This window comes from Pseudomonas sp. ESBL9 (assembly GCF_036668715.1).
Taxonomy (GTDB): Bacteria; Pseudomonadota; Gammaproteobacteria; order Pseudomonadales; family Pseudomonadaceae; genus Aquipseudomonas; species Aquipseudomonas lundensis.
Window position 1 is genome coordinate 855,866 of the sequence record NZ_JAZEVV010000001.1, and the last position, 22,942, is coordinate 878,807.

The following is a 22,942-nucleotide window of genomic DNA, read 5'->3' on the forward strand; positions in this document are numbered from 1 at the left end:
TATCGTCCCTTAACCACGAGGAGTCGCGACACCGGCCAGCTTTGGCGCGCCGTTGGCGGGCTTGACTGGGGGCAGGTTGCTGGCTTCCAGGGCTTGTCGTTGAAGTGCCAGTGCGGCGAGGGTTTGTTCGGTGGCCATCGGGATCATTTCAGGGGTGACCGGCGAGCCGGGACGCACCCGCTGTAAACCTTTGACGACGATAGTGTCGTCCTTGTGCAGGCCGTTACGCACGATGCGCAACCCTTCGATTTTCGGGCCCAACTCCACAGCGCGGTAGATCGACTTGTTGTCGCCATCCACGACCAGCACGAACTTCTTGCCCAAGTCAGTGCCGACCGCTTCGTCGTTGATCAGCACGGCCGAGTAGGTGCCGCTGCCCACCAGCTTCAGGCGCGCGTACAGCCCCGGCGTGAAGCTGCCGTCGGCGTTGTCAAACACCGCACGGCCACGGATGGTGCCGGTTTTGGGGTTGACCTGATTATCGACGAAGTTCATGTGGCCCAAGTGCGGGTTGCCGTCCTCATTGGACAGGCCCAGGTACACCGGCGTGGTCTGGCCGCGCTGGCCTTCGCGGGCCAGTTGTGTGTACTTGAGGAATACGCGCTCATCGGCATCAAAGTAGGCGTACACCTTGTCGGTTGAAACCACGCTGGTCAGCGGCGTGACATCCGCCGTCACGATATTGCCCGCCGTGATTTGCGCGCGGCTCGCACGCCCGCTTATCGGGGAGGTGACGCGGGTAAAGCTCAGGTTCAGCTTGGCCAGGTCCAGCTCGGCCTGCACAGCCGCGACGGCGGCGCGCGCTTGCTGTGACGCGGTGCTGCGCGAATCTGCCAGCTCTGCCGAAATGGCATTGCTTTGGCGCAGGCGTTCGCCGCGCTGGGCTTCATTTTCGCTGCGGGTGGCGTTGGCGCGGGCTTGTTGGAGCTGGGCTTCGAGGCGGCGAACATGTGCCTGAAACGGACGCGGGTCGATCTGGAAGAGAACGTCGCCTTTCTTCACCAACGCACCTTCTGTGAAGGCGACCTGATCGATCTGACCTGACACGCGAGGGCGAATCTCGACCGTTTCCGGCGCCTCAAGACGCCCGGTGAACTCGTCCCATTCATTAACGGGTTGCTCAAGCACCTTGGCCACACTGACTTTCGCAGCGGGCGCGGGGGCAGTCGCTTGAGGGGTTTTGCCGCATGCACTCATCACCACGATGGCCAAAGCGGCCAGTGGGAAGCGCAAATGTTTAAGTGACCGTTCCATGAGGGGGAGTCCGCCAATCTGTTGAGATGGGGCGGATAATGCTGGCGCATGTGCTGGCGCACGAATCGAACCCAGCGAAGGTCATTATCATCCGGAATGATATAAACCCGAGCCAAGCCCTCTAGCCTGCGCTTTTTGTTAGGGGGCTATCAATTAAATTTTCTGTCATGGCTGGGGTTGGCGGAGCATTGCAACCGAACACCCCTGCTAGCACCTTCTTGAGCCAGGGAACCGCAGAGCCATGCCCGACTCTGCGGGTTTTATCGAAATCCGCGCGCCAACCGAGGTGTTTGACGTAAAGACCTATCAGAAGAAGACGTCGCCCTGGCACTCTTTCTTGAAAGCGCCAATAAAAGTCCAGGACTCAATACACTTCAAATAATAAGGGTGTGAGTACGGAAACTGTAACAATTTGAGTTCATTCATTCGATTTAACGTGCGCAGGCATTGTTCACCTGACATTGAAACAGTCGGGATCAATCCACAATAGCCACTAATCTGACAGCAACTTGAAACATACAGCACTATTTTGAATTACCCCGTAAATCTTGGGCGAATGAAATTTCATATCCCTCGACTGCACACTGTCGCCGCTTTGGGTTGCACCGACATCACTCGAATTCACTATGAATAACTCGCGCACGTCGTGACTGACTGCGTATTTCACTGGCAATGCCGTAAGGTTTTAATGATTTATGAAAGCACTGAGCTTGGTGGGCGCGAACACAATAGGGCTGATTGAATATTCGTTGACGCATAGCTTACCCGCCGAGGGTGTTGAAATCGACATCGTCATGTCCGGTATTTGCGGAACAGATCTGGCCGTTTTAGCAGGCAGAGAAGAAGGGCAAACAGGTATTGTTCGCGGTCATGAAGCGGTCGGAATCATTGTCAGGGTAGGTGAGGGTGTTAAAACACTGCGTCCAGGCATGCGCGTAGTGATAGATCCCAATGAATATTGCGGCAGTTGCTCCCCTTGTATCAGCGCTCAAACCCATTTGTGCACCGGTGGCGCTCAGCAGGGGCTCGATATTGCCGGGGTGAATAAGCACGGTACGTTTGCCAATCGCTTTATCACCCGCGAACGGTTTGTCCATTGCCTGCCCGATGACATGACGTGGGAGACAGGTGTATTGATTGAACCGGTCGCCTGTATTTTGAACAACATCGATCAGGCCGCGATCAAGCCGGGGGAGCGCGTTTTATTACTGGGTTCTGGCCCTATGAGCCTGGTGGCGCAGTTGCTGCTTCGTGCCATGGGGGTTGAGACAGTTGCGACAGACCTGAACACTTTCCGTGTCGCGTTTGGCAGCGCATTGGGACTAACCGTCATTCACCCTGAGTCCCTTGAATTAAATAGGCCAGAGCACGAAAAATTTGATGCCGTGATAGACACGGTCGGCAATCAGCTTGACGCTGCCGCTCAGGTTGTCCGCCGCGCAGGCAGAATCCTGTTGTTTGGGTTTAACGGTAATTATCAATTCTCGCTGCCGGTTAAGCACTTTCTTGTGAATGCCATCAGCGTTATTGCTGCTGGCGAGTACAACCAGCATTTTCCCCGAGCGATTCGGTTAGCTCATAAACTTCCAGAGCTGGGGAAGCTGGTCACCCATCGCTATTCACTGGAGGCGTATTCAATAGCGTTTGACGCGCTGTTAAATGACCCTTCTGCACCCATGGTGAAATGCGTATTCACCCCGAATCCAGACGACTTGTAATACTCAGCCGTCATTCACGTAAAGGACTTATGATGAAAGTTACTGTATTTAGCCAAATTTCAATTGATGGAAAACTCACGCTGGGCAGTCAAGCATCAAGTAAACCCTTGTTTAAGCACTTCGACGATGAAGACATGCGCTTCATTCATAAGTTTCGAGGCGAGGTGGATGCCATCATGGTGGGGCGCAACACCATTGTGACGGATGACCCTCAGTTAAATAATCGCTTTGGGAGTGGTCGTCATCCGATCCGAATCATTCCCACCGCCTCACTGGATTTCTCTTTATCGTCTAAAGTCTTAAGCTCTCCTGAGCACACGATTATTGTGACGACTGAACAGGCGCGTGATCACGCGATGGTTGATCAGATCCGCGCGCAAGGGAAAGAAGTCATATTTTCCGGTGTTGACCGCGTTGATTTCAAACAGCTCTTCCCTCTGTTGGAAGCGCGCGGCATCAAACACATCATGGTTGAAGGCGGCGGCCATCTGAATTGGCAAGTGTTCAATCTAGATTTGGTCGATGAAATCATGCTTATGCAACTGCCCATTATTATTGGTGGTTCAGAGACAACCACCCTCACTGACGGCGAGGGCTATCAAGATATTGACATGACCAATGCGTTCAAACTTCACGCATTTGAAGCGCGTACGCACTATAACTTCCTGCATTTCAAGCGTGAAAATGAACGGTGCAGTGCGCACTGATGCTGAACGTTCAAGCCGTTATTTTTGATATGGACGGGGTACTGATCGACAGTGAACCGTTGTACATGGAACAGGAACAGCGCTCTTATGCGCGTTATGGCGTTACGCTCGATCCAACCGAACTCTCAAAGTTTGTCGGTACCACGCAACGTTATATGTGGAGTGTCATCAAGCAGGACTACGCACTGACAGAATCTCTTGAGGTGTTGATGGCTCAACATCAGGCGCAACTGTTGAGCCGTCTGGCCAAGGAGCCGTTGTCGGCAATGCCGGGGGTCTCAGCACTTCTGACCCTGTTAAACAATGCCGGCATACCGTGCGCTGTGGCGTCTTCTTCACCCCGTGAACTGGTTGACATTATTTTGCGTAAAACGCAATTGCTGACGTTCTTCAAGACGGTGGTGTGTGGCGATGATGTCACGCACAGCAAACCTGATCCCGACATATTCCTGCTGGCCGCAAAGCGGCTTGGCATAGCGCCTGAGCAATGCCTGGTGATTGAAGACTCGCATCACGGTGTGACCGCTGCCAAGGCAGCGGCAATGCGGTGTGTGGGTTATCAGAATGCCAACTCAGGGCAGCAAAACCTAAGCGCGGCAGACATTCGTGTTGAACACCATGATCAAATTAAACAATGGCTGTGTGGGCAATAATTAATGAAGCATTTTGATATTTCAGCATTGAAATGGATAAACAAACCGGCTCAATTTTCACTTTCCGACAGTGAAATAGTCATTCACACCTCACCGGACACCGATTTTTGGCGAGGTACGTATTACGGTTTGGAATACAACAATGCACCCGGCATTGTACTGGCCAGTGATGAGCAGTTCTGGACGTTAAAAGCCAAGGTGGCCTTTACCTCGACAACCTACTTTGATCAGTGCGGCCTGTTTATCTATCAGGACGAAAACAACTGGATGAAAAGTGGCATTGAGTACCAGAGTAATGGCTACCAGCAGCTGTTCTCTGTGGTGACGAATAACGGCTTCTCGGATTGGTCCATGGCCAACTTTGATCGTGTGACGCAAACCATGCACTACCGTTTAAGCCGACGTGACAGTGACTTTCTTCTCGAATATTCAGTTGACGGTGTCGACTTTATGATGATGCGTATGTTTCATCTGTTTCATGCGCAGGAGAGTGTTCAATTCGGCTTTTTTGCCAGCAGCCCGGGGGACTCGTCGTTTGCTGCACATTTCTCTCAGATCGAGTGGTCAGAGTGCTCGTGGAACGCGCACGGCTCCTCACGTTTTTAAACTCTAGAGTTCCTTTCTTCATGATGTCTTTATGCAGACCTGAGCGTCGCGCGCTGTATGCGTGTTATGCCGCCATGATGTGTTTGGCGATGGCGCTCAACTTCTTACCGGTCTTCCTGACTACGTTCAGTCATACGTTCGGAGCCGCATCAGGGCTGACAACCGAGCAGCTTGGGCGCATCCCGGCGGTGATGTTTCTCAGTTTCATCGTTGCCATCCTGATCACGGGGCCGTTGGCGGACAGAGTACGTATTGCGCTGATCATCAGGTTTGCCTTGGGCACCACCTTGGTGGGGCTAGGGTGGGTGGCGATGGCTCCGTCCTATACGTTGCTGTTGTGTGCCGTTGCCGTCATGGGGTTTGGTGCCGGGATGCTGGACATGATACTCAGCCCCATCGTCGCCGCGTTGCAACCGGAACGGCGCAGCGCGGCGATGAACTGGCTGCACGCGTATTTCTGTATTGGGGCTGTAGCGGCTGTGCTGATTGCCAGCGTTGCGCTGCAATGGGACATTTCGTGGCGAACGGTTGCGCTGATTCTGATGGTTGCTCCCCTGGCTACACTGCTCTTGTTCTTGGGCTTAACCTTACCCCCTTTGATTGAAGACGGCGGCCAACGTGAATCGATGCCCACGCTGATCAAACAGCCTTATTTCATCGCGTGCCTGCTTGCGATTTTTCTTGGGGGGGCCACCGAAGTGGGGTTGTCCCAATGGCTGCCGGCTTTTGCCGAACAAAGTTTGGGGTACTCAAGAGAAGTGGGCGGTTATACGCTCGCCGCTTTTTCTGTCGGCATGGCGCTGGGTCGCATAGGCGCCGCATTGTTGCAAGAGCGCGTACCGGCCATTTCACTGATGTTGGGGTGCTGTGCCGTCACCGTGGTGCTGTTCTTCGTGATCAGCTTTTCATCCAGTCCGGCCCTCGCTTTGGCCGCTGCCATTGCTGCAGGATTCTCGGGAAGTTGCCTATGGCCGACAATGCTCGCCATCACGTCAGAGGCTTACCCACAAGGCGGGGCTACGATGTTTTCTGTACTGACCGCTTCCGGCAATGCTGGGTGTAGCCTGGTGCCGTGGATCGTCGGGATTATTGCTGCGTACTCTGATTTGCACATCGGGCTATTGGCCGTCACGTTTTGCCCGGCGGCCATGATGGTGTTGCTGGTGTGGATGTCTCGTTGTTCACCCCCCAAAAAAACCACCGTCCTCAACGCTTGATAGATCACGCAATCCTCCATCAAAAAGGGTGTCCGGTTCAGCCTTACTCCTGAACCGGACGCAGGCAGTGCGCGCTTGCTGCTACTGCCAGGTGTAATCCTTAGGGCCCCGTAGCGCGGTGTCATGTCGGTGGTTGGCGTATGCCCTCACGTTATGGCTGAGGCGTTGAGCGAAGGGGCAATCACGTTCAACGGCACGTGTTCAATCTCCCCGAACGGCAGTCAAACCCCACCCGGCAACGTGCAGGACGCTCTCGACTTTGCGTAACGGCCTGCAATGCCCGCAGATGGGCGCGATTAAAGTCAGCAATGATCTGAATTTTTGCGGAGCAAAAACAAAGGGCCTGCATGAAGAATCTCATGCAAGCCCTTGATTTGTTTGGTGCCCGAAGCCGGAATCGAACCGGCACGTCCTTTCGAACGGGGGATTTTAAGTCCGAGAATAAATCTATAAATATCAGTAGGTTAGTAGAAAATGCGTTGCGCAGGCCGACAGCTATAACTGGCCTGAAAGCCTTTGTTTTCAAGGGGTATTTTTGTTGCGGAACGAAATTTCTACTTGGTCGGCATCACTTTCAGGCCCTTGCGGCGCCGAATGTACTGCTCTGTCATGCCAACAGTTGTGTGCCCAAGTTGATCCCTGGCATCGCCGAACAACTGGAGTCCATCGAGGACAGCGAAGAAGTCCCAGGCACTGAGCGCGAATGGCGTGACTATCGCATTCAGGTGCGGGCCTGGAAACAGGGCGCGGAAGGCTTTCCCGATTCAGATAAAAGACCTGAACGGCCAGGCTGATAACCAACATTTCTGAGAAGGCCCTTATCATGCGGGGGGGGCAGTATTTTGTGTGTTTTGTGCTCGAGGGAAAGCTCAAGGAAAGACGTCTAGTGCAGAACTGCTTGCTTTTTACGAGCTGTGATTGGTTGAATGCCCGACTTTTAGGTATGGATGTGGCGAGCATGAAAGTAAAAAATTTGAAAGTCCGGTGAAACGACTTGGATTCGTCATTTTTTGTTTGTCTTCGGCCCTTTGCCTAGTCGCCTTCCTGATTACCTATAAAACCTATTACGACATCGGGTTTTATTGGCTTGCGCATTTGATTTTCGATGGCTCCGATCAGTGGCAGCAGACAGCTTTCAAGCTTGGTCTGGTGGGTGCGATCGTGGGCGCGGCGTTGGCTTGGGATTATGCGTCAGTCGTTAAACGCCTTTACAAGTGGGTCAGCAATGGCTGATGAGGTCGAGCCAGTATTTCCCGCTTCACCCGGTGCACCTTTAGAAAATCAACGGCGTTGACACGTTGTGATAAAGGCTTCATCTAAAGAGAACCCGCCCTGTGCGGGTTTTTTCATATCTGGAGATTGAGAATGCCCATCACCACGCAGCAACTGCTGCAGATCCTCCCGAACGCCGGCCACGTTGCCGGCGTTCTTGCACCTGTACTGAACACCGCCATGCACCGCTATCAGATCGTCGGCGCCAAGCGCGTTGCGGCGTTTATGGCACAGATCGGTCATGAGTCCGGCCAACTCAAATACGCGAAAGAGATTTGGGGGCCGACTAAAGCGCAGCTCGTTACGAAGGCCGCGCTGAGCTCGGCAACACCTACCCGGGCGACGGCTCCAAGTTTCGCGGCCGTGGCCTGATCCAGATCACGGGCCGCGCCAACTACAAAAGCGTGCGGCGAAGCACTGGGCCTCGACCTGATAAATCAACCTCAGCTGCTGGAGAAGCGGCAGCATGCGTGCATGTCGGCAGCGTGGTTTGGGGCAAGCAGGGGGCTCAACACCATGGCCGATGCTGGCCAGTTCGACAAGATCACGCAACGCATCAACGGTGGCCAAAACGACGCGGCAGATCGTCAGGCGCTGTACGCCCGTGCCCTCAAGGTGTTGGCGTGAAGCTCGATGCGGTGAAGTGGGGCGGGGCACTGCTCTTGATGCTCTGCCTCATGGCTGGCAGCGCTTGGGCCGCATGGGAGCGCTTGTCCGGCACTTACGTTGAAAACCTGCCGTGGCTCGAGTGTGCGGAGCGATACGACCGAGCGCACACCTTCCACTACATGGACCCGCCTTACTGGCAGACCGCAGGCTACGGCGTGGACTTCTCGTTTGATAACTACGAGCGCATGGCCGATTTCATGCGCCGCTGCAAAGGCAAGGTGATGGTCAGCATCAATGACCACCCGGACATTCGACGGGTATTTGAAGGGTTTCACTTTGAGACGACTGAAATTCGCTACACGACCACCAATCAGCGACAGGGGAAGGCTGAAGTCACTGGCGAGCTAATCATTATGAATTGGGAGCCCGAGGCTTTGGGTGGATTGTTTTAGGTTTCATCCCTTCGCATGTCTGAGGTGTTATGAGGTTTTGAATCCAGTCAGCCCATTGACTTGGCGCCAGGCCTTAACTGTTTTCAAAATGCCTTCGGGGCTATCGTCAGCCCCGTGTTCAGGGTAGTAAATGAGGTCTGAGCCTTCAGGGTGGCCAGTAACTTCGATGAAGTTTTCAAGCAGGTCGTCCTGATAGGCTTCAGTCCCCTGAGCTGTACAGATATCTTTTAGAATGGCTAAGAATTCATCTTCGGTGTATTCAGCGAGTTGTTTCTTCAGAATGATCATTCTTACTTCCTGTGCGAATCAATATGCTTTTTGGGGGTCATAGCACATAGATTGTCAACATCATAGACCTCGCCACCTTCGGCGATTGGGTGCTTATGATGAAGCTCGAAAGAGCGGCGCTTACCCACGGTATTGACATAAGGGGCTCTGGGCGCAAGGCCGTCGAGCATTCGAGCCTTATTGCTGTTGTTAAACTGTGCTTTCAGCTCAGCATCATTACCAACAGTGATCCAAAATGCTTTTCGAAAGTCATCAAACGAGTTGAAGCGCTTTCCTCTGAGTTGGTCAGCAATTCTTGAGGGGATTGGGGAGCCAAGGTCATTGTTTGCTGAGGAAAGCCAGATTCCAGTAGCATCCTGACCACTACCGGTTACCACGCCTGGCTTATCTCGCAGACTAAATACAATGTATAGAGGCGGTACTCCCGAATCTGCCGGAAACACTAAGATGAAGTCTTTGTAATCCGGAGGGTAGATCGGGTCGACGATGATGCTATCTGCCATCGGGGTAGGTGGATAGATCCAGATTTTCGGCGCTTGTGGCGCACCCTGTAATGCAGGGATACCTAATGTGTCTTTAGGGTCAACGGCAGGTGTCCAGATTAGTTCTACTCCACCGCCAAAGTCAGCCACTTGCTGGGAGCCACGCTGGTTAAACTGAACGACATCAATCATTTCCCATTCAGGATTTTTACCTGTGTGGAAGCCGTATCCTTTAAGTGAGCCATCCGCTTGGGGCTCGATATGTAGGCGTAGTCGCGTGCGTGCCTTTGTAAGTGAGCGCAGCTGGTCTTCGGTATACAGCGCACCGTCTGCAATATCTGACGGCCAGAGCATGGCGACAAATCCCAGAATCGTGCTGAGCCCTAGGGTAGTACCGCCCCCCACGGCAGCAGATGAGGCAGCACGGCTAGCAACGCCCCTCAAAGCCAAAGATCCGACCCCGGCAGGCACGGATCCGCTGATCTTCTTTAGAGGAACCAGCCCCGAGCTATCAACCTCGCGGGCGCCTAAAATTCCCCAATTGCCATAATCGTCCAGCCTATCAACCGGAACAAACCCATTTGGTTCGTTGTAGTTGATTACCTGGTCAGGCAATTTGGAGCATTTGGCAAATACACAGCCTTTACGCTCTGTTTGAAGTCGGTTCTGTTGGGCCGTCAAATCAGCCAAACGCTTTTCCATGTGGACAGATTGGCGTTCCAGCATGGCGTTGTAATTATTTATACGTTCCTGATACGCCTTCAGCTCAGTGGAGTCCATGTCCTCGTAGTAGGTGTGACTATGCCAAGCGTCACCTCTTGATTTTCGCTGTACTTGAGGTAATCCCTTGGTACTGGCCATAAGACGCTTCCTTATCGAGAGCGCCGAAAATTAGCGAGATAAGGCTTGCAGATAAATCAGGCTAATCCCTGTTGTTTGTAGGTAAAGTCGCTAATTTCAAATGTTTTTTATAGGTTTGTGCTTTGTACTGCATCGAGGTTTCAAGTCTGAAAATTCAAAGTATCCGACCGGCATATCGTGGAAGGGAATGAGTTCCCAGTCTGGGGTGTGACCACGTACACAGTACGAAGTCATATTCGATAGGATTGGTTTGGTGGTTCGGCAGGACGCCAAGGGAGGGAAAATAGCCTGCGTGACTTTTGCGTGACTCTCTCACGCACCTATGGGCATCTATGGCTATTCGATTGCAGCGAGCACCAGAGATAGCGGCCATGTTTAAGGGGTTTGCAATGCCATTGCGGGCATGGGGTGCTAGAGGTTTGGCTGTGGCTGGGATGTCTTGAATTTTAGTGCTTTGGCAGTACGCAAGGGGAGGGGCAAAAATGAAAAATTGCGGAACAAAAAACAAAGGGCCTGCATGAAGAATCTCATGCAGGCCCTTGATTTGTTTGGTGCCCGAAGCCGGAATCGAACCGGCACGTCCTTTCGAACGGGGGATTTTAAGTCCCATGCGTCTACCAATTTCGCCATTCGGGCGGTAGCGCGGTGTAGCGCGTCAAACCGGCGGGTCTTGCTGAATCGAAGTACCCAGGCCTGCGTGACAGGTGGATGAATATATAGAGGCTTACGGGATGAAGCAAGTTGGAGAGGGCAGATTTTTTATCCTCAGACTCAACAAAACCTTCGAAAAATCAGGTGCCTAGGGTTTCGGGGAGTTTGTTCGAAGGGGATTATCCTGATCGATGCATGAAAGTTTCAGGTTGATGCGTAAGTTTTTTGGGAGGTCTAGGCTAGGGTGTCTGTAGGTCTGAGACAGAAGTGGGTGAAATGAATTCAAGTGTGCTCTATGCGCTCTCGGCGGCAGCCTTGTTCGGCGCCAGCACGCCGCTGGCCAAGTTGCTGGGGGCCGACATGTCGCCCGTGCTGCTGGCAGGCTTGTTGTATTTGGGCAGCGGGGCGGGCGTGCTGTGTGTGCGCTGCCTGCGGGATCGCGGGTGGAAGGCTTCAGGCCTGAGTGCAGGTGAATGGCCATGGCTGGCGGGAGCGATTGCCTTCGGTGGCGTATTAGGCCCTGTGGCGCTCATGTACGGGTTGACACTGACTTCAGGCGCCACGGCATCGCTCATGCTGAATCTGGAGCCCGTACTGACCGCACTGTTGGCGTGGGTGGTGTTCAGGGAGAACGCCGATCGCCGTATCGTGGCGGGAATGCTGGCCATTATTGCGGGGGGCGTGGTGTTGTCCTTGCCGTCAGGGCAGGGGGCCAGCGGCACGGGCTCGTGGCTGGGCCCGCTGGCGGTGGCGTTTGCCTGTTTGTGCTGGGCGGTGGACAACAACCTTACGCGCAAAGTGTCAGCGTCTGATGCGCTCTACATTGCCGGGGCAAAAGGTGGGGTTGCCGGGCTGGTGAACTGCGCACTGGCCACATCACTGGGCGCCCGATGGCCCTCGGTGGAGGTGCTGTTCCCGACGCTATTGATTGGCTTTTTGGGCTATGGCGTGAGCCTGGTGTTATTCGTGTTGGCCTTGCGCGGGCTGGGGGCGGCGCGAACGGGGGCGTATTTTTCGACCGCGCCGTTTTTGGGGGCTGTGATTTCAATCGTGATACTGGGTGAATCGGTCTCGTGGTTGTTTTGGCTTGCGGCAGCGTTCATGGGCCTGGGTGTATGGCTGCACCTGACTGAGGTGCATGCACATGACCACCAGCATGCGCGTCTGGAGCACACTCATCGCCATCGCCATGATGAGCACCACCAACACGTTCATGACGCCGATGATCCGGCTCTGGAACCCCATACCCATGCACATGTCCATTTGCCTGTACGCCACAGTCATCCTCACTTCCCGGACATTCATCACAGGCACCGGCACTGACCCTGAAGTACCCGGCCTTAAACGGAGCACATGAGCGCGCATGTTTGAACACGTCGACGTTAACTACCTGCTGGCCACCTACGGTTACTGGGCCATCTTTATCGGCTGCCTGCTCGAAGGCGAGACCATCCTGATCTTAGGCGGCATGGCGGCCCATCAGCATGTCCTGAAGCTGCTGCCCGTCATCGGCTACGCCAGTCTGGCGGGGATGTTGGGTGATCAACTGTTGTTCTGGGCGGGTCGCTACTTTGGCGAGCGCCTGCTGCCGCGCTTGCATAAACAACAGGCGGCCATCGACAAGGTCACGTCATTGATTCAACACCATCCCACGGTATCGATTTTTTCGGTGCGCTTTCTGTACGGCATGCGCCTGGTAGGCCCCATGGTGATCGGCGCGAGCAAGGTGTCCCCCCTCAAGTTTGCGTGCATCAACCTGGTCGGCGCGGTGGTGTGGGCCACGCTGTTTGCCAGCGCAGGGTATTGGGCAGGGGAGTTCTTGCAACGAGTACTGGGTGATTTGAAACCTTATCGTCTGCCGATTGCGCTGGGCGTGGTCGCCTTGGTGGTGGCCGTGGGGTTGATCCGTCATTTCAGAGCAAAGCGCAAAGCTGCTTAGTCAAATGCGATGCACAGTGTGCAGCGCCCATGGCGGGTACGCGGTTGCAAAAAATAATCCTGAAAGGCAAAGTCCGGCTACCCGGTTGCGTGACGCCCCCCTTGACCTAGACTCTTGTTCAGCAGGTCGAAGGGCAGGTTTCATGTGGTGTTGGCGAGGGTTGCGCGCCGGTCCGATGACAAGAAAGGAGGTCCGCATGTTGATACGCTCAATGATCCTCGCCAGTGTGCTGGTCACGGGAATAGCACACGCCGTTGAAGTTCCTAACCCCCTTGATCAGGAGCGCGCAAAGGCAAGGCCACTGGTAATTGTGGCGCGCACAGAGCGTGACCCCACCTTATCCACCCTGAAAAAATCCCTTGAAGACCCGGCTCAAAAAAAGGCCTTCGATGAACGCAACATGGTGCTCTACACCATTGTTGGCATCACCGGTCAGCGTGACGGCAAAGACCTTGAGCCGCAGTCCACCATGTCGCTGATCCGGGGGCTCAAACCGGGCATGATCATTGATAAAGCCAAGGTGTTTCTGATCGGGAAGGACGGCGAGATCAAATATAAGTCAGAGGGGGAAGCGGACCTCAGCACGCTGTTCAAAACAGTCGATGCCTTGCCGCCTGCTGAAAAGACCCTACAAGCGCAAGCTCAGCCCGAGCCAGCAGGCACACCGGGCACCCCGAACAAATCCGGCAAGCCCGCAAAACCTGCAAAACCGGTCAAAGCCCTGGAGGATTAAATCCGCGACAAAAAAAGGCCCGCTGGGGGAAGCGGGCCAAGAGGGATTCACTAAAGGAGTGAGTTCAATCTAGCCCCCTGAATGTGAATGCCATGTGAAATGCATGTATTCAAAACAGTAAAGGCCCGCAAAGTGTTCGGTTGAAATACAGCTCAGCTGTAGCGCAAGGTGCAGCAGGCAATCCGTTAGGGTGTAGATCATCAACCCTTGCCAGCCGGATGTCGTTATGCCGCTTTCCCCCGAATTGATCTCTGCTTTCATGTTGTTTGCTTTTGTGTCGTCCATCACCCCCGGCCCCAATAACACCATGCTGTTGGCCTCAGGGGTCAACTTCGGCTTTCGCCGCACCATTCCCCATGCACTGGGGATCAGTGCCGGTTTCATGGTTTTGGTTCTGGCCGTGGGGCTCGGGCTGGGGGGCGTCTTCAAGGCGGTGCCCATGGCCTACACGGTCTTGCGTTACCTCGGCGCTGCCTACTTGCTGTACTTGGCCTGGAAAGTCGCCACGTCGGGGCCACTGTCCACTGCAGACAACGATCACCGTCAGCCATTAGGCTTTTGGGGAGCCGCCGCCTTTCAGTGGGTCAACCCCAAGGCTTGGGTGATGGCCGTTGGCGCAATCACCACGTACACCCCGTCTCAGGGCTACCTCACCAATGTGTGCGTGATTGCGCTGGTGTTCGCCCTCATCAACTTGCCGAGCGTCTGCCTCTGGGCCGGTTGTGGCAGCGCATTACGCAACGTATTGACTCAACCGAAGTGGTTGCTGGTGTTTAACGTGACGATGGCGCTTTTGCTGGTGGTGTCGCTGTACCCGATTCTGTTCGATCAGTGATCCTGTTCATCCGGGTCATTGAGCCATTCCTGACTCAGCGTGTCGGTATCCCCCAGGTACTCCAGTAGCCAGCTCATGGCGGGCGAGTGATTGTTCTGGACCCAGGCAATACAGGACGGGCTGGCCGGGAAGGGCCGCTGCAAGTGCAAGGCCACCAGCCGGCCTTGCTCAATAAGCGGGCGCGCCAGATGGGCGGGCACCATGCCGACACACAGGCCCTCACTCAAGCAGGCCAGGGCCGATGACCAGTCGGGCACCATCATTCGCCGCTGGTTGTCGAGCGTCCAGGTGTCTCGCTTGGGCAAGCTGCGCGAGGTATCGTCCATACACAGGGATGGATAAGGCCGTAACTGCTCATCACTGAGCAACCCCTCGAAGTCCGTCAACGGGTGATCCGGACTTGCCACGCACAACCAGTGCAGCAACCCCATGTCCCGGAACGCAAAACTGCCCGCCACCGGTATGGCGCGCGTGGCACCGATGACCATGTCGGTACGGCCGTCCACCAGTGCGTCCCACACACCGTTATACACCTCGTAGTGGACGATCAATTCGACGTCGGGAAAGTGCCGGTAAAAGTCGATGACCATTTGCTGGCAACGCGGCTGTTTGGTGATGCAGTCCACCGCCACCCGCAACTGACCGCTCCAACCATTGGCCACCTGCTGGCACAGACGCCGGGTGCCGAGCATTTTTTTCATCACATCGCGGGCCTCTTTGACAAACAGCTGCCCGGCGGCAGTCAGCTCCACATCGCGATGGCGACGCACGAACAACGGCACCGCCAGCCACATTTCCAGTTGGCGCACGGTATAGCTCACGGCCGAAGGTACGCGATGCAGTTCTTGAGCCGCGCCGCTGAAGCTGCCATGGCGGGCCACGGCATCGATGACATCCAGGGAGTATTCAGACCACACAATGCTGCCTTCAAATTAATTGATATCACACAGAAAATATTATCGCTTCACAAGCCAATGCTCAGCCGGATAATGCGCGCCAGTCAACAAATTGTTTGATGGGAAGCTATAGGTGCACATGAAAAACTCGTTTGGATTCACGCTGTATCTGGCTGGGCTCAGCATGCTGGGTTATCTGGCCATGGACATGTACCTGCCGGCATTCGGCACATTGCGCACAGACTTGCAGTTGTCGGCAGGCGCTGTGGGCGCCAGCTTGAGTATCTTTCTCGCCGGTTTTGCGGTGGGTCAATTGCTGTGGGGACCTTTGTCGGACCGCCTGGGCCGAAAGCCGGTGCTGCTGGCCGGGCTGTCGATGTTTGCTCTGGGGTGCCTGGGCATGCTGTGGGTCGACAGCGCACTGTGGCTATTAAGCCTGCGCTTCATTCAAGCCATCGGCATTTGCGCCGCGGCCGTGACCTGGCAAGCTCTGGTGATCGACCGTTACCCGGCAGACAAAGCCAATCGCGTATTCGCCGGCATCATGCCGTTGATGGGCCTGTCTCCCGCCTTAGCGCCGTTGCTGGGCGCGGTGGTGCTCAATCACCTGGGGTGGCAAGCCATCTTCACGGTGCTGTTTGGCATTGCCGTGCTGCTGCTGCTGCCCACACTGTTGCTTAAAGAAAAAGCCCGGCCGCGCATTCAACAGCACGTGGCACGCGTGAGTTATTGGCAACTGCTGCGTTCGGCGACGTTCAGTGGCAACGTCATGATCTTTGCCGCGTGCTCGGCGAGTTTCTTTGCCTGGCTGACGGCATCGCCCTTCATATTGGGCGACATGGGGTACAGCCCGAATGACATCGGCTTGAGCTACGCCTTTCCGACGCTGGCGTTTTTGATCGGCGGTTACAGCTGTCGCAGTGCGTTGCAGCACATCAAAGGTCACACATTACTGCCCTGGTTGCTGCTGGCGTACTGCATCAGCATGGTGGCTCTGTATGCAGTGGCGACACAGACCGAGCCGACGCTGACCACGTTGCTGATTCCGTTTTGCCTGATGGCACTGGTGAACGGTGCGAGTTATCCGATCGTGGTCGCTCACGCGCTGCTGCCGTTTTCAGAGAATTCCGGCAAAGCCGCTGCCTTGCAAAACACGCTGCAGTTGGGCCTGTGCTTTCTCGGTAGCCTGGTGGTGTCAGCTTATATCTCGCATCCGCTGGAGATCACGGTGGACGTCATGCTGGCTTCGGCACCCGTGGCTGTACTTGGTTATTTGATCCAACGTCGCACGGCCACCGCCGAACGTCTTGCAACGCGCTGAACTTTGTCGTGAACGGGTGCATCCAAGGTTCATCGAGTCACACTGTGAGCCTGTTGGATGACCCAGATCATTACCCCCCAGAGCCCTGAACAGGTGCATTCCGAACATGATGCAAAAATGTTCGGATCACCCAAGGACCGCCTGGACTTTTACCGGCGCGAAATTCAGTACGAGACCAGCATTCTGTCCCACCGCACTGACGCCTACCTGGCGGCCCAGTCGTTTCTGGTGATTGCCTTCGCCTCGTGCATGGCCAACCTGAACCCGGAGTGGGGTAAGTTTTTCACCCTGACCGTGCCGCCGATGCTGGCCGTGCTGGGGCTGATGATTTCATTGAATGCCTGGCCGGGCATTCGCGCGGCGTACGACATCATTGACCACTGGCACTTCAAGCAAAGTGAGTTGCTGAGCAGCGAACCTCAAATGGGCATGGCGTACGACGAGTCGCCGTTGTTCTGCGAGATGGAGTCCACCCACAAGGGGTACAAGAAGTCGTTAATGTTTTCAGTGCGCTCCCCGTGGTTGTTTGCCATTTTCTGGATGGTGCTGGGAGCATTCTCGTTGTATATCCAGATCGACAACCCTTTGTCGTGATACGCGGCGCAGCCCAAAGGCCGGACTTCCTCAGGGGAGTCCGGCCTTTGGCTGACGGCCTTCAGGCGACCTCTACCAGCACGATTTCGCTGTCTTGCAGCGCCGTTACACGCAGCACCTGTTCATCGACAATCGCCACGCCATCCCGCGCGTTGGCGCGCACACCGTTGACCTCGATCGCTCCGCTGGCGGGCACCAGATAAGCGCGGCGTCTCTCACCCAGCCGATAATCGGCGGTTTCACCGGCTTTCAGCGTGGCCGCCATCACCCGGGCGTCGGCGCGGATGCGCAAACTGCCGTGATCTTCCTCCTTACCGCTGGCCAGCGTCACAAAGCCTTCGCGTTGGCCCTTCGGAAACGGCTTGGCACCCCAAGAAGGCGGATCCCCGGCCTGATTTGGCAAAATCCAGATCTGGAAAATCTTCGTTGCCGTGGATTCCAGGTTGTATTCGCTGTGGGCAATGCCGGTGCCAGCACTCATCACCTGCACGTCGCCCGCTTCGGTACGGCCTTTATTGCCCAAGTTGTCTTCGTGGCTAATAGCCCCTTCACGCACGTAAGTGATGATTTCCATGTCGCGATGGGGGTGCTTCGGGAAGCCGGTGCCAGGCGCGATGATGTCGTCATTCCACACCCGCAGATTGCCCCAGCCCATGCGCTGCGGGTCGTAGTACTCGGCGAACGAAAAGTGGTGATGGGCATCCAACCAACCGTGATGGGCGCCGCCCAAGGTGTTGAAGGGTCTGAGTTCAAGCATGATGCATCTCCTGTTCTGGTCAGTCGGGGGCAATGAACAGTGACCCGAATGAGAATGGAGCCAGTGTGCCCGTGGCAATCATCTATAAAAAGGTTAAAAAACGCTTAAAAACGATCGATTAAATCGATCTTTCAGCCGATATTTTGTTAACCATCAGGTTCTACATCCATTGCTAAACCTCTGACGTTAAAGCAATAACTAGAACTCCCGACGCAATGGAGCGACCATAGCCCATCCGCCCGGACAGCCTCACACCCTGGAGTCAGCGTGCCGCAACACAAAAACGATTTGCCCGAAACCCTATCCCCGGTCACTCAACTGCCGTTGCTCAAGCGTCTGGCAGCCCGTCTGTTTGGCAGCGGCTTAAGTCGCTTGCGCGCGCAACACGCTGCGTCCTGGTTGCAGGGGCAGGCGGACGGTTTTCGCAGCGGGCACAGCGCGGGGGTGGATTACGGCTATGAAGAGGGGCATGCGGACGGGATGGAAGAGGGCCGTCAAGTGCTGTTTATCAATGACACCCGCTCACAGGAGCTGCGTGCGCCGGGCATTGACGACAACCTGTTCGATGACTGGCGCCTGCCGTTGACCGCCGAACTGAAAAAGCAGATCAAGGCGGATGTCGCCGCTTTGCTGCCGGCAACGGCGCAGCCCAGCGCGGCACAGTGGAAGATGATCTTCAGCGACACGCCGTCCACCTCCGTGGTGGCGGGCGCCGGCGCGGGCAAGTCGACGTCGCTGGTGCTACGGATCTTACTGCTCAGTCACTACCTCGGTTTTGAGTTGAGCTCGATGACGGTCGTGACCTTCACCCGCGAGTCGCGGAAGGATTTCATCGCCAAGCTGCAGGAAATCTTCGCTTTATGGGGGCACATGCTGAGCCTCAAGGAAGCCCGGGAAGTGGTGCGCACCTTCCACTCGCGGATTTTGCCGATGGTGCGCAGCCTGCCGGGTTACGCGCAACTGCAAGCCTTCGAAACCCTCAGCCATCGGGGCGCTAGCGACGATGACGCTGACAGCAACCCGTTTGACTTGCGCATCAACGATGCGCAACGCCAGCAACTGAATGCCTGTTATCACCGCCTATACAGCGACACCCCGCGTTTTCGCGAGGCGATCGGCGTGTTGTGCCGGCATGCCTTGCAACTCAAGGCGCTGGAACACGATCACCCGGACGTGCAAAAACGCATGGCCGTGACCGAATTGGCCGCCAAGCGTGACGAAGAGTTGTGCGACACCCTCGAAGACTTGTGGTTTGCCGCCGGTGCCTGGCCGATTCAAGGCATTGAGCCGAGCCGGGAAACAGTGAACATCAACGGCTCGACCTTTCATTGCCACGGCTACATTGAACAACTGGATGCGTGGGTGGTGCTCGGCTTCGACCCCCGCGAAAACCCGCAGATCTGCAGGCCCAACGCCAAATTAAGCGTGCGGGCGGAGTGTGCGGTCAAGCGCACGCTGTTTCGAGCCTTCTGTGATAAGCCATTGATATGGCTAGAGTCTTACGAGCAATCCGAGCGTGTTCTGACCACCCTGGCCGGTGATGCGAGTGCCGGGCCGGGCTTCGATTACAAACTCAAGGGTGAGCTCAGCTCCGCGCCACTGCTGGACTGTTTCGTGGCCGCGGCCAGCTTTATCGAGAACCTGGGACTGGATGTCGGGTCTGCGGTAGGCGACCTACGTTTCGCCAGCGACGACCCGGACCGATTCTTCTTCGAGGCACTGAGCCTGTTCTGGCGCGCGCTCGAAAGCCATCTGCTGGCGCAAACGCCTCCCGTCATGACCTACAACCGCATGTTTTCCCTGTTCGGGGAGCACACCGCACAGAACTTCAAACTGCTCAGCGACGCGCAATTGCGCCCGCTCTCGCACCTGATGATCGACGAGTTTCAAGACGTCTCGCCCCAGATTGTTTCGTGGCTACGCGCCAGCCTGCGCGAGATTCGCAGCCGAGGCCCGGCCATGCACGTGGGACGAGGCGCGCAACGCTCTTCCTTGCTGTGTGTCGGCGATGACTGGCAATCGATCTACGGCTGGCGGGGCAGTTCACCCAAATATTTCATGGCGTTCAACAAAGAATTTGTCTCGCCGTCCACCACGCGGGTGATGCTCAGCGACAATTTCCGCAGCCAGCAGCATGTCATTGACGCAGCGGAACACATCGTACGCGCCGCGCCTTCCATCCCGGGCAAACGGGCCAAGGCCTGCGGCGAGCCCAAACCGCTGGTGCCGGTCCAGGTACTGGATCGGGACGATACCGGGCTGGTCGCAAAACTGACCGAGCATTACAACGCAGGCGATCGCGTATTAATGCTGTTTCGAAAAGGTAGCGATAAGGCGCTGATTGAAAAAGAAATACAGGCCGTTGTTAATGTGGATTCTAGCTTGCCACCCGCCTTGCGTCGGCTCAAACAACTCACCTTTCACAGTGCCAAAGGCTTACAGGCAGACGCTGTATTTCTGCTCGGGGACTGTCAGCACCTGACCTCATCGCCCTATAAGAACCAGGTCTACCGCATGGCTGGCCTGGGCAATGAAGGCGACCCGGAGCCCTACGACAGCGCACAAAAAGATGAAGTACTACGGCTGGCCTACGTCGGCATCACCCGGGCGATCACGCATTGCTATTGGTACGTGGAACGTCAAGACGCCCAAGGCCCGAATATCCCCAAAGCCTCGGACCGGGTGCCCAAAGGCAAGCCGTTTTTTGAGGATGTGCGCGGGGGAGCAGTCGACGGTTCGGATAAGCGCTGAACAGCGATCGGTTCACGGGTGCCGCCTGGCGGCACATGCCAGAGCGTTTCGGCCCGTGGTCAACGGTGTATCAACGATTTCGTGACTGGCGCAATTGCGGCGCTTTCGATCAGATGCTCAAGCGCCTGCACATCCGTTTGAACGAACAAGGCTTGATCGATCTGGAAACTTGGATGATTGATTTCACTGCTGTTCGCGCAACCCGAGCCTCATCAGGCGCCGGGGAAAAGGGGATCTAACGAACCGCAAAACCCTGCGCTCGGGCGCAGCCGGGGCGGCCTGACGACTAAGATCCACATGCTGTGTGACGCCAATGGAGCGCCTTTACGTTTCCTGCTTTCGGGCGGGCAAGCTAGCGATATGGCTTATGCTCAACCGCTGCTGGATGAGGCTTACATCCCGATTCTGCGTGGCCGTCCACGCAAACGCTGCCGATGGTTGTTGGCCGACAAGGGGTATGACGCTGAAGCTTTGCGCCGCTACTGTGATCGCTATCGGATGCAGCCAGTAATTGCGTTGCTCGACATGAAACGCAAACCCAAGCCCGGCTTGGCCAGACTGTTTGATCGTCCCAAATACCGACAGCGCAACATCATCGAGCGCATGTTCGGCTGGCTGAAGGAAAGTCGCCGCATCGTTACGCGCTCCGACAAGCTCGCAACACGTTTTGCGGCGATGGTCTCATTGGCCTGTGCCATGAGGCGTTTGCGACAATACTTTTCGTACAGAACCTAAGACTTCCTAATGGGGAGAGCGCCACCGTAAACGTGGGCTGCTCGCGACCTCAACGTTTACCTGCTGCCATACCTGCATTGCATCGGCGTAGCCCTGCGATGAATCACTGTCGTGCCGTTTCTGACTGCTGGAACGATCAGTATCCATAAGCAGTGCCAACTGCAACATTGATTAGCGATAGAAATTTTCAGTCATCGTTCTGAACAGGGTTTGACGTTATATCGCATAGGCCAAGGGAATAAGAGAATTGTTTAGTCATATTTTTCAGCAAAAGGGCAGGGCTTGGAGTGCGGGTTTAAATATTTCAAGCTTTTTTCTGGCGCGCGTTATTGATATTGCTAAGTTGTGGAAAATGACTACGGTAATTATATTTATTTCATGGAGTGATTGTCAGTTCTTCTGATTGACATGGGTATTCTCTAGGGATTTCTGCCTTGTGATCCAGGAGGGGTGAAAGTTTCAGATTTTTTCAGGTGAACTATCCTTCTTCATGCAAAACATTAAAGAGTTTAATGGGCAGTGGTTGTGCCGTTCTATTCTGGCACTGGCATAGGATGCTTTAATCTTGATTTAATTAAATGACAGAGAAACCAATATGGATTTTGAGAACGAATTTGAGAAGGTTCTTGCTTCTCAGGATGTGCAAGAGTCGGATGTAGCCCCTACCGTTCAAGAACCGACGTGGACCCGAATAAAAGATTTTAAAATTTACTCCGTTGAAGGTGGAACTACGCTGTATGCCAATGGTAGGCAACAAGTACAAATACGGGTGTCCATTCGCGTCAGTGATGACTTTGCGAAGAGTATGGAACTGGAGGGTAGAGCTCAATGGTCTCTACATTTAGTGAAGGCTGATGGCCTTGAGCCCCTACCCTACGGCCTCTTTGACTCGAATACTCCCCAGGGATGGAGGTATACGACTCACCGGGATGAGCTCTTTAAGCCCTTGCCATATCAAGGTATAGTCAAAGGAGGGCTGGAAGGAGATAAAGTTTATAGTCGAGACTTCTATGTCACAACAACGGCATCATCTTCTATTTCTTTAATGGCAGCTGTCGTAAGGTCTGACGGCACCATTTTCTATACGGACATGAAAACGGCAGATGGAATCCTGACGCTCAATACTCTGCCTCCGGCAGTGTATGGGAACAATCATTTTCGTCTCAAGATGATGGACAGACTTTATTATAAAAACGAAAAAGCTTCCCATTCCGATATTTTTAAGCTTGAGTTAGTGGTGGATAATCATCAGATTGAGTTTGTGAAGTTTGTGGATGTCTCTCCGGGTACGTTTGTCGTTTGGTATGTGCTTGAAAAAAATAATTTAGGCTTTCTCTCAAGCGCCTACATAAATGGAAAACTCAATTATTTTGAACAAAGCTATAACCTGGAGGCTCCGCAGCGGGAGGCCACGCGTCGTACTTACCCGGGTGCGGTCACTATTTTTATGAGCACCGTGGAAGTGGACAGCAGACTCACTATTCGTGAGTCTCAGCTGAAATGGAGAGTGTGGAAGTTAGCGCTGCTTGATATGTACGGTAATGAACACGTTGTCACGCTCACGTATTCGCGTGAATGGCCTATAGCGTTGAGATTGTACTAAATAACTAA

20 protein-coding genes, 1 tRNA gene and 3 pseudogenes are annotated in these 22,942 nt (G+C 54.9%); 18 read left to right on the plus strand and 6 right to left on the minus strand.

The genetic code is table 11. From position 1 onward, the window contains the following. Positions 1–9: 9 nt before the first annotated feature. Positions 10–1,254 carry a multidrug efflux RND transporter periplasmic adaptor subunit MexE gene (gene mexE / locus V6F78_RS03750; RefSeq protein ID WP_169839657.1) on the minus strand — a complete coding sequence of 415 codons (1,245 nt, stop codon included), beginning with the start codon at positions 1,252–1,254 and terminating at the stop codon, positions 10–12. A 695-nt stretch (positions 1,255–1,949) separates the two neighbouring features. Between mexE and V6F78_RS03755 the strand changes: the two genes are divergently transcribed. The 9 genes and pseudogenes from V6F78_RS03755 to V6F78_RS03795 form a co-directional block, all read left to right on the plus strand. Beyond that, on the plus strand, positions 1,950–2,972 hold the full coding sequence (locus tag V6F78_RS03755) for a zinc-dependent alcohol dehydrogenase (RefSeq protein WP_052959393.1): 1,023 nt from the start codon (positions 1,950–1,952) through the stop codon (positions 2,970–2,972). 32 nt (positions 2,973–3,004) lie between these two features. Continuing rightward, positions 3,005–3,679 carry a dihydrofolate reductase family protein gene (locus V6F78_RS03760; RefSeq protein ID WP_047293675.1) on the plus strand — a complete coding sequence of 225 codons (675 nt, stop codon included), beginning with the start codon at positions 3,005–3,007 and terminating at the stop codon, positions 3,677–3,679. Further along, positions 3,679–4,332 carry an HAD family hydrolase gene (locus tag V6F78_RS03765; protein WP_169858521.1) on the plus strand — a complete coding sequence of 218 codons (654 nt, stop codon included), beginning with the start codon at positions 3,679–3,681 and terminating at the stop codon, positions 4,330–4,332. The genes V6F78_RS03760 and V6F78_RS03765 overlap by 1 nt, the downstream gene beginning before the upstream one ends. 3 nt (positions 4,333–4,335) lie before the next feature. Continuing rightward, the gene (locus tag V6F78_RS03770; protein WP_070414346.1) at positions 4,336–4,938 is read left to right on the plus strand and encodes a DUF1349 domain-containing protein; all 603 of its coding nucleotides are present in this window, start codon (positions 4,336–4,338) and stop codon (positions 4,936–4,938) included. Next, the gene (locus tag V6F78_RS03775) at positions 4,902–6,155 is read left to right on the plus strand and encodes an MFS transporter (protein WP_332726644.1); all 1,254 of its coding nucleotides are present in this window, start codon (positions 4,902–4,904) and stop codon (positions 6,153–6,155) included. Before V6F78_RS03770 ends, V6F78_RS03775 begins: the two co-directional genes overlap by 37 nt. Positions 6,156–6,502: 347 nt before the next feature. Continuing rightward, a complete protein-coding gene (locus tag V6F78_RS03780; protein ID WP_169858520.1) occupies positions 6,503–6,949 on the plus strand; it encodes a hypothetical protein in 447 nt (148 codons plus the stop codon). A 190-nt stretch (positions 6,950–7,139) separates the two neighbouring features. Then, a complete protein-coding gene (locus V6F78_RS03785; protein ID WP_047293665.1) occupies positions 7,140–7,388 on the plus strand; it encodes a hypothetical protein in 249 nt (82 codons plus the stop codon). Between the two features lie 132 nt (positions 7,389–7,520). After that, positions 7,521–8,054: pseudogene (locus V6F78_RS03790) on the plus strand (glycoside hydrolase family 19 protein). 68 nt (positions 8,055–8,122) lie between these two features. Further along, positions 8,123–8,488: pseudogene (locus V6F78_RS03795) on the plus strand (DNA adenine methylase); the annotation flags it as partial. Between the two features lie 27 nt (positions 8,489–8,515). Here the strand turns inward: V6F78_RS03795 and V6F78_RS03800 are convergent. The 3 genes from V6F78_RS03800 to V6F78_RS03810 form a co-directional block, all read right to left on the minus strand. After that, the gene (locus V6F78_RS03800) at positions 8,516–8,776 is read right to left on the minus strand and encodes a bacteriocin immunity protein (protein ID WP_047293664.1); all 261 of its coding nucleotides are present in this window, start codon (positions 8,774–8,776) and stop codon (positions 8,516–8,518) included. Positions 8,777–8,778: 2 nt separating this feature from the next. Beyond that, positions 8,779–10,119, minus strand: a complete 1,341-nt coding sequence (locus V6F78_RS03805; RefSeq protein ID WP_169858518.1) for an S-type pyocin domain-containing protein — start codon at positions 10,117–10,119, stop codon at positions 8,779–8,781. Positions 10,120–10,668: 549 nt separating this feature from the next. Further along, a tRNA-Leu gene (locus tag V6F78_RS03810) sits at positions 10,669–10,755 on the minus strand. A gap of 291 nt (positions 10,756–11,046) precedes the next feature. Between V6F78_RS03810 and V6F78_RS03815 the strand changes: the two genes are divergently transcribed. The 4 genes from V6F78_RS03815 (at position 11,047) to V6F78_RS03830 (ending at position 14,277) form a co-directional block, all read left to right on the plus strand. Then, positions 11,047–12,093, plus strand: coding sequence for a DMT family transporter (locus V6F78_RS03815; protein WP_332726645.1), 1,047 nt, complete (start codon positions 11,047–11,049; stop codon positions 12,091–12,093). Positions 12,094–12,133: 40 nt separating this feature from the next. Continuing rightward, positions 12,134–12,709: a DedA family protein gene (locus V6F78_RS03820; RefSeq protein WP_047280631.1), complete on the plus strand. Its 576-nt coding sequence runs from the start codon at positions 12,134–12,136 to the stop codon at positions 12,707–12,709. A 196-nt stretch (positions 12,710–12,905) separates the two neighbouring features. After that, the gene (locus V6F78_RS03825; protein WP_047293660.1) at positions 12,906–13,442 is read left to right on the plus strand and encodes a DUF4174 domain-containing protein; all 537 of its coding nucleotides are present in this window, start codon (positions 12,906–12,908) and stop codon (positions 13,440–13,442) included. Positions 13,443–13,668: 226 nt separating this feature from the next. After that, positions 13,669–14,277, plus strand: coding sequence for a LysE family translocator (locus V6F78_RS03830; RefSeq protein ID WP_047274568.1), 609 nt, complete (start codon positions 13,669–13,671; stop codon positions 14,275–14,277). Here V6F78_RS03830 and punR read toward each other — a convergent pair. After that, positions 14,271–15,194: a DNA-binding transcriptional activator PunR gene (gene punR / locus V6F78_RS03835; protein WP_047293659.1), complete on the minus strand. Its 924-nt coding sequence runs from the start codon at positions 15,192–15,194 to the stop codon at positions 14,271–14,273. The two genes, V6F78_RS03830 and punR, sit on opposite strands and share 7 nt — an antisense overlap. A 118-nt stretch (positions 15,195–15,312) precedes the next feature. On the opposite strand from punR, the gene punC reads away from it, so the two are divergent. Further along, a complete protein-coding gene (gene punC, locus V6F78_RS03840) occupies positions 15,313–16,494 on the plus strand; it encodes a purine nucleoside transporter PunC (protein WP_047293657.1) in 1,182 nt (393 codons plus the stop codon). 57 nt (positions 16,495–16,551) lie between these two features. Next, positions 16,552–17,088 (plus strand): hypothetical protein, encoded by a 537-nt coding sequence (locus V6F78_RS03845; protein ID WP_047293655.1) that lies wholly within the window; start codon positions 16,552–16,554, stop codon positions 17,086–17,088. A 61-nt stretch (positions 17,089–17,149) separates the two neighbouring features. On the opposite strand, the gene V6F78_RS03850 is transcribed toward V6F78_RS03845, so the two are convergent. Further along, entirely contained in the window at positions 17,150–17,845 is a 696-nt protein-coding gene (locus tag V6F78_RS03850) for a pirin family protein (protein ID WP_169840265.1), read from the minus strand. Positions 17,846–18,112: 267 nt separating this feature from the next. On the opposite strand from V6F78_RS03850, the gene V6F78_RS03855 reads away from it, so the two are divergent. The 3 genes and pseudogenes from V6F78_RS03855 to V6F78_RS03865 all read left to right on the plus strand — a co-directional run bounded on the left by V6F78_RS03855 (position 18,113) and on the right by V6F78_RS03865 (position 22,934). Continuing rightward, a complete protein-coding gene (locus V6F78_RS03855) occupies positions 18,113–20,596 on the plus strand; it encodes a UvrD-helicase domain-containing protein (protein ID WP_094991365.1) in 2,484 nt (827 codons plus the stop codon). A 14-nt stretch (positions 20,597–20,610) separates the two neighbouring features. After that, positions 20,611–21,331: pseudogene (locus V6F78_RS03860) on the plus strand (IS5 family transposase); the annotation flags it as partial. Between the two features lie 595 nt (positions 21,332–21,926). After that, the gene (locus V6F78_RS03865; protein ID WP_094991366.1) at positions 21,927–22,934 is read left to right on the plus strand and encodes a hypothetical protein; all 1,008 of its coding nucleotides are present in this window, start codon (positions 21,927–21,929) and stop codon (positions 22,932–22,934) included. Positions 22,935–22,942 lie beyond the last annotated feature (8 nt).

Coding starts and splice junctions, on each gene's coding strand:
- V6F78_RS03765 (WP_169858521.1), top strand. CDS start 3,679: ATGCTGAACGTTCAAGCCGTTATTTTTGATATGGACGGGGTACTGATC.
- V6F78_RS03800 (WP_047293664.1), bottom strand. CDS start 8,776: ATGATCATTCTGAAGAAACAACTCGCTGAATACACCGAAGATGAATTC.
- V6F78_RS03825 (WP_047293660.1), top strand. CDS start 12,906: ATGTTGATACGCTCAATGATCCTCGCCAGTGTGCTGGTCACGGGAATA.
- V6F78_RS03755 (WP_052959393.1), top strand. CDS start 1,950: ATGAAAGCACTGAGCTTGGTGGGCGCGAACACAATAGGGCTGATTGAA.
- V6F78_RS03820 (WP_047280631.1), top strand. CDS start 12,134: ATGTTTGAACACGTCGACGTTAACTACCTGCTGGCCACCTACGGTTAC.
- V6F78_RS03865 (WP_094991366.1), top strand. CDS start 21,927: ATGGATTTTGAGAACGAATTTGAGAAGGTTCTTGCTTCTCAGGATGTG.
- V6F78_RS03770 (WP_070414346.1), top strand. CDS start 4,336: ATGAAGCATTTTGATATTTCAGCATTGAAATGGATAAACAAACCGGCT.
- V6F78_RS03805 (WP_169858518.1), bottom strand. CDS start 10,119: ATGGCCAGTACCAAGGGATTACCTCAAGTACAGCGAAAATCAAGAGGT.
- punC (WP_047293657.1), top strand. CDS start 15,313: ATGAAAAACTCGTTTGGATTCACGCTGTATCTGGCTGGGCTCAGCATG.
- V6F78_RS03815 (WP_332726645.1), top strand. CDS start 11,047: ATGAATTCAAGTGTGCTCTATGCGCTCTCGGCGGCAGCCTTGTTCGGC.
- V6F78_RS03780 (WP_169858520.1), top strand. CDS start 6,503: ATGAAGAATCTCATGCAAGCCCTTGATTTGTTTGGTGCCCGAAGCCGG.
- V6F78_RS03850 (WP_169840265.1), bottom strand. CDS start 17,845: ATGCTTGAACTCAGACCCTTCAACACCTTGGGCGGCGCCCATCACGGT.
- V6F78_RS03830 (WP_047274568.1), top strand. CDS start 13,669: ATGCCGCTTTCCCCCGAATTGATCTCTGCTTTCATGTTGTTTGCTTTT.
- V6F78_RS03760 (WP_047293675.1), top strand. CDS start 3,005: ATGAAAGTTACTGTATTTAGCCAAATTTCAATTGATGGAAAACTCACG.
- V6F78_RS03845 (WP_047293655.1), top strand. CDS start 16,552: ATGACCCAGATCATTACCCCCCAGAGCCCTGAACAGGTGCATTCCGAA.
- mexE (WP_169839657.1), bottom strand. CDS start 1,254: ATGGAACGGTCACTTAAACATTTGCGCTTCCCACTGGCCGCTTTGGCC.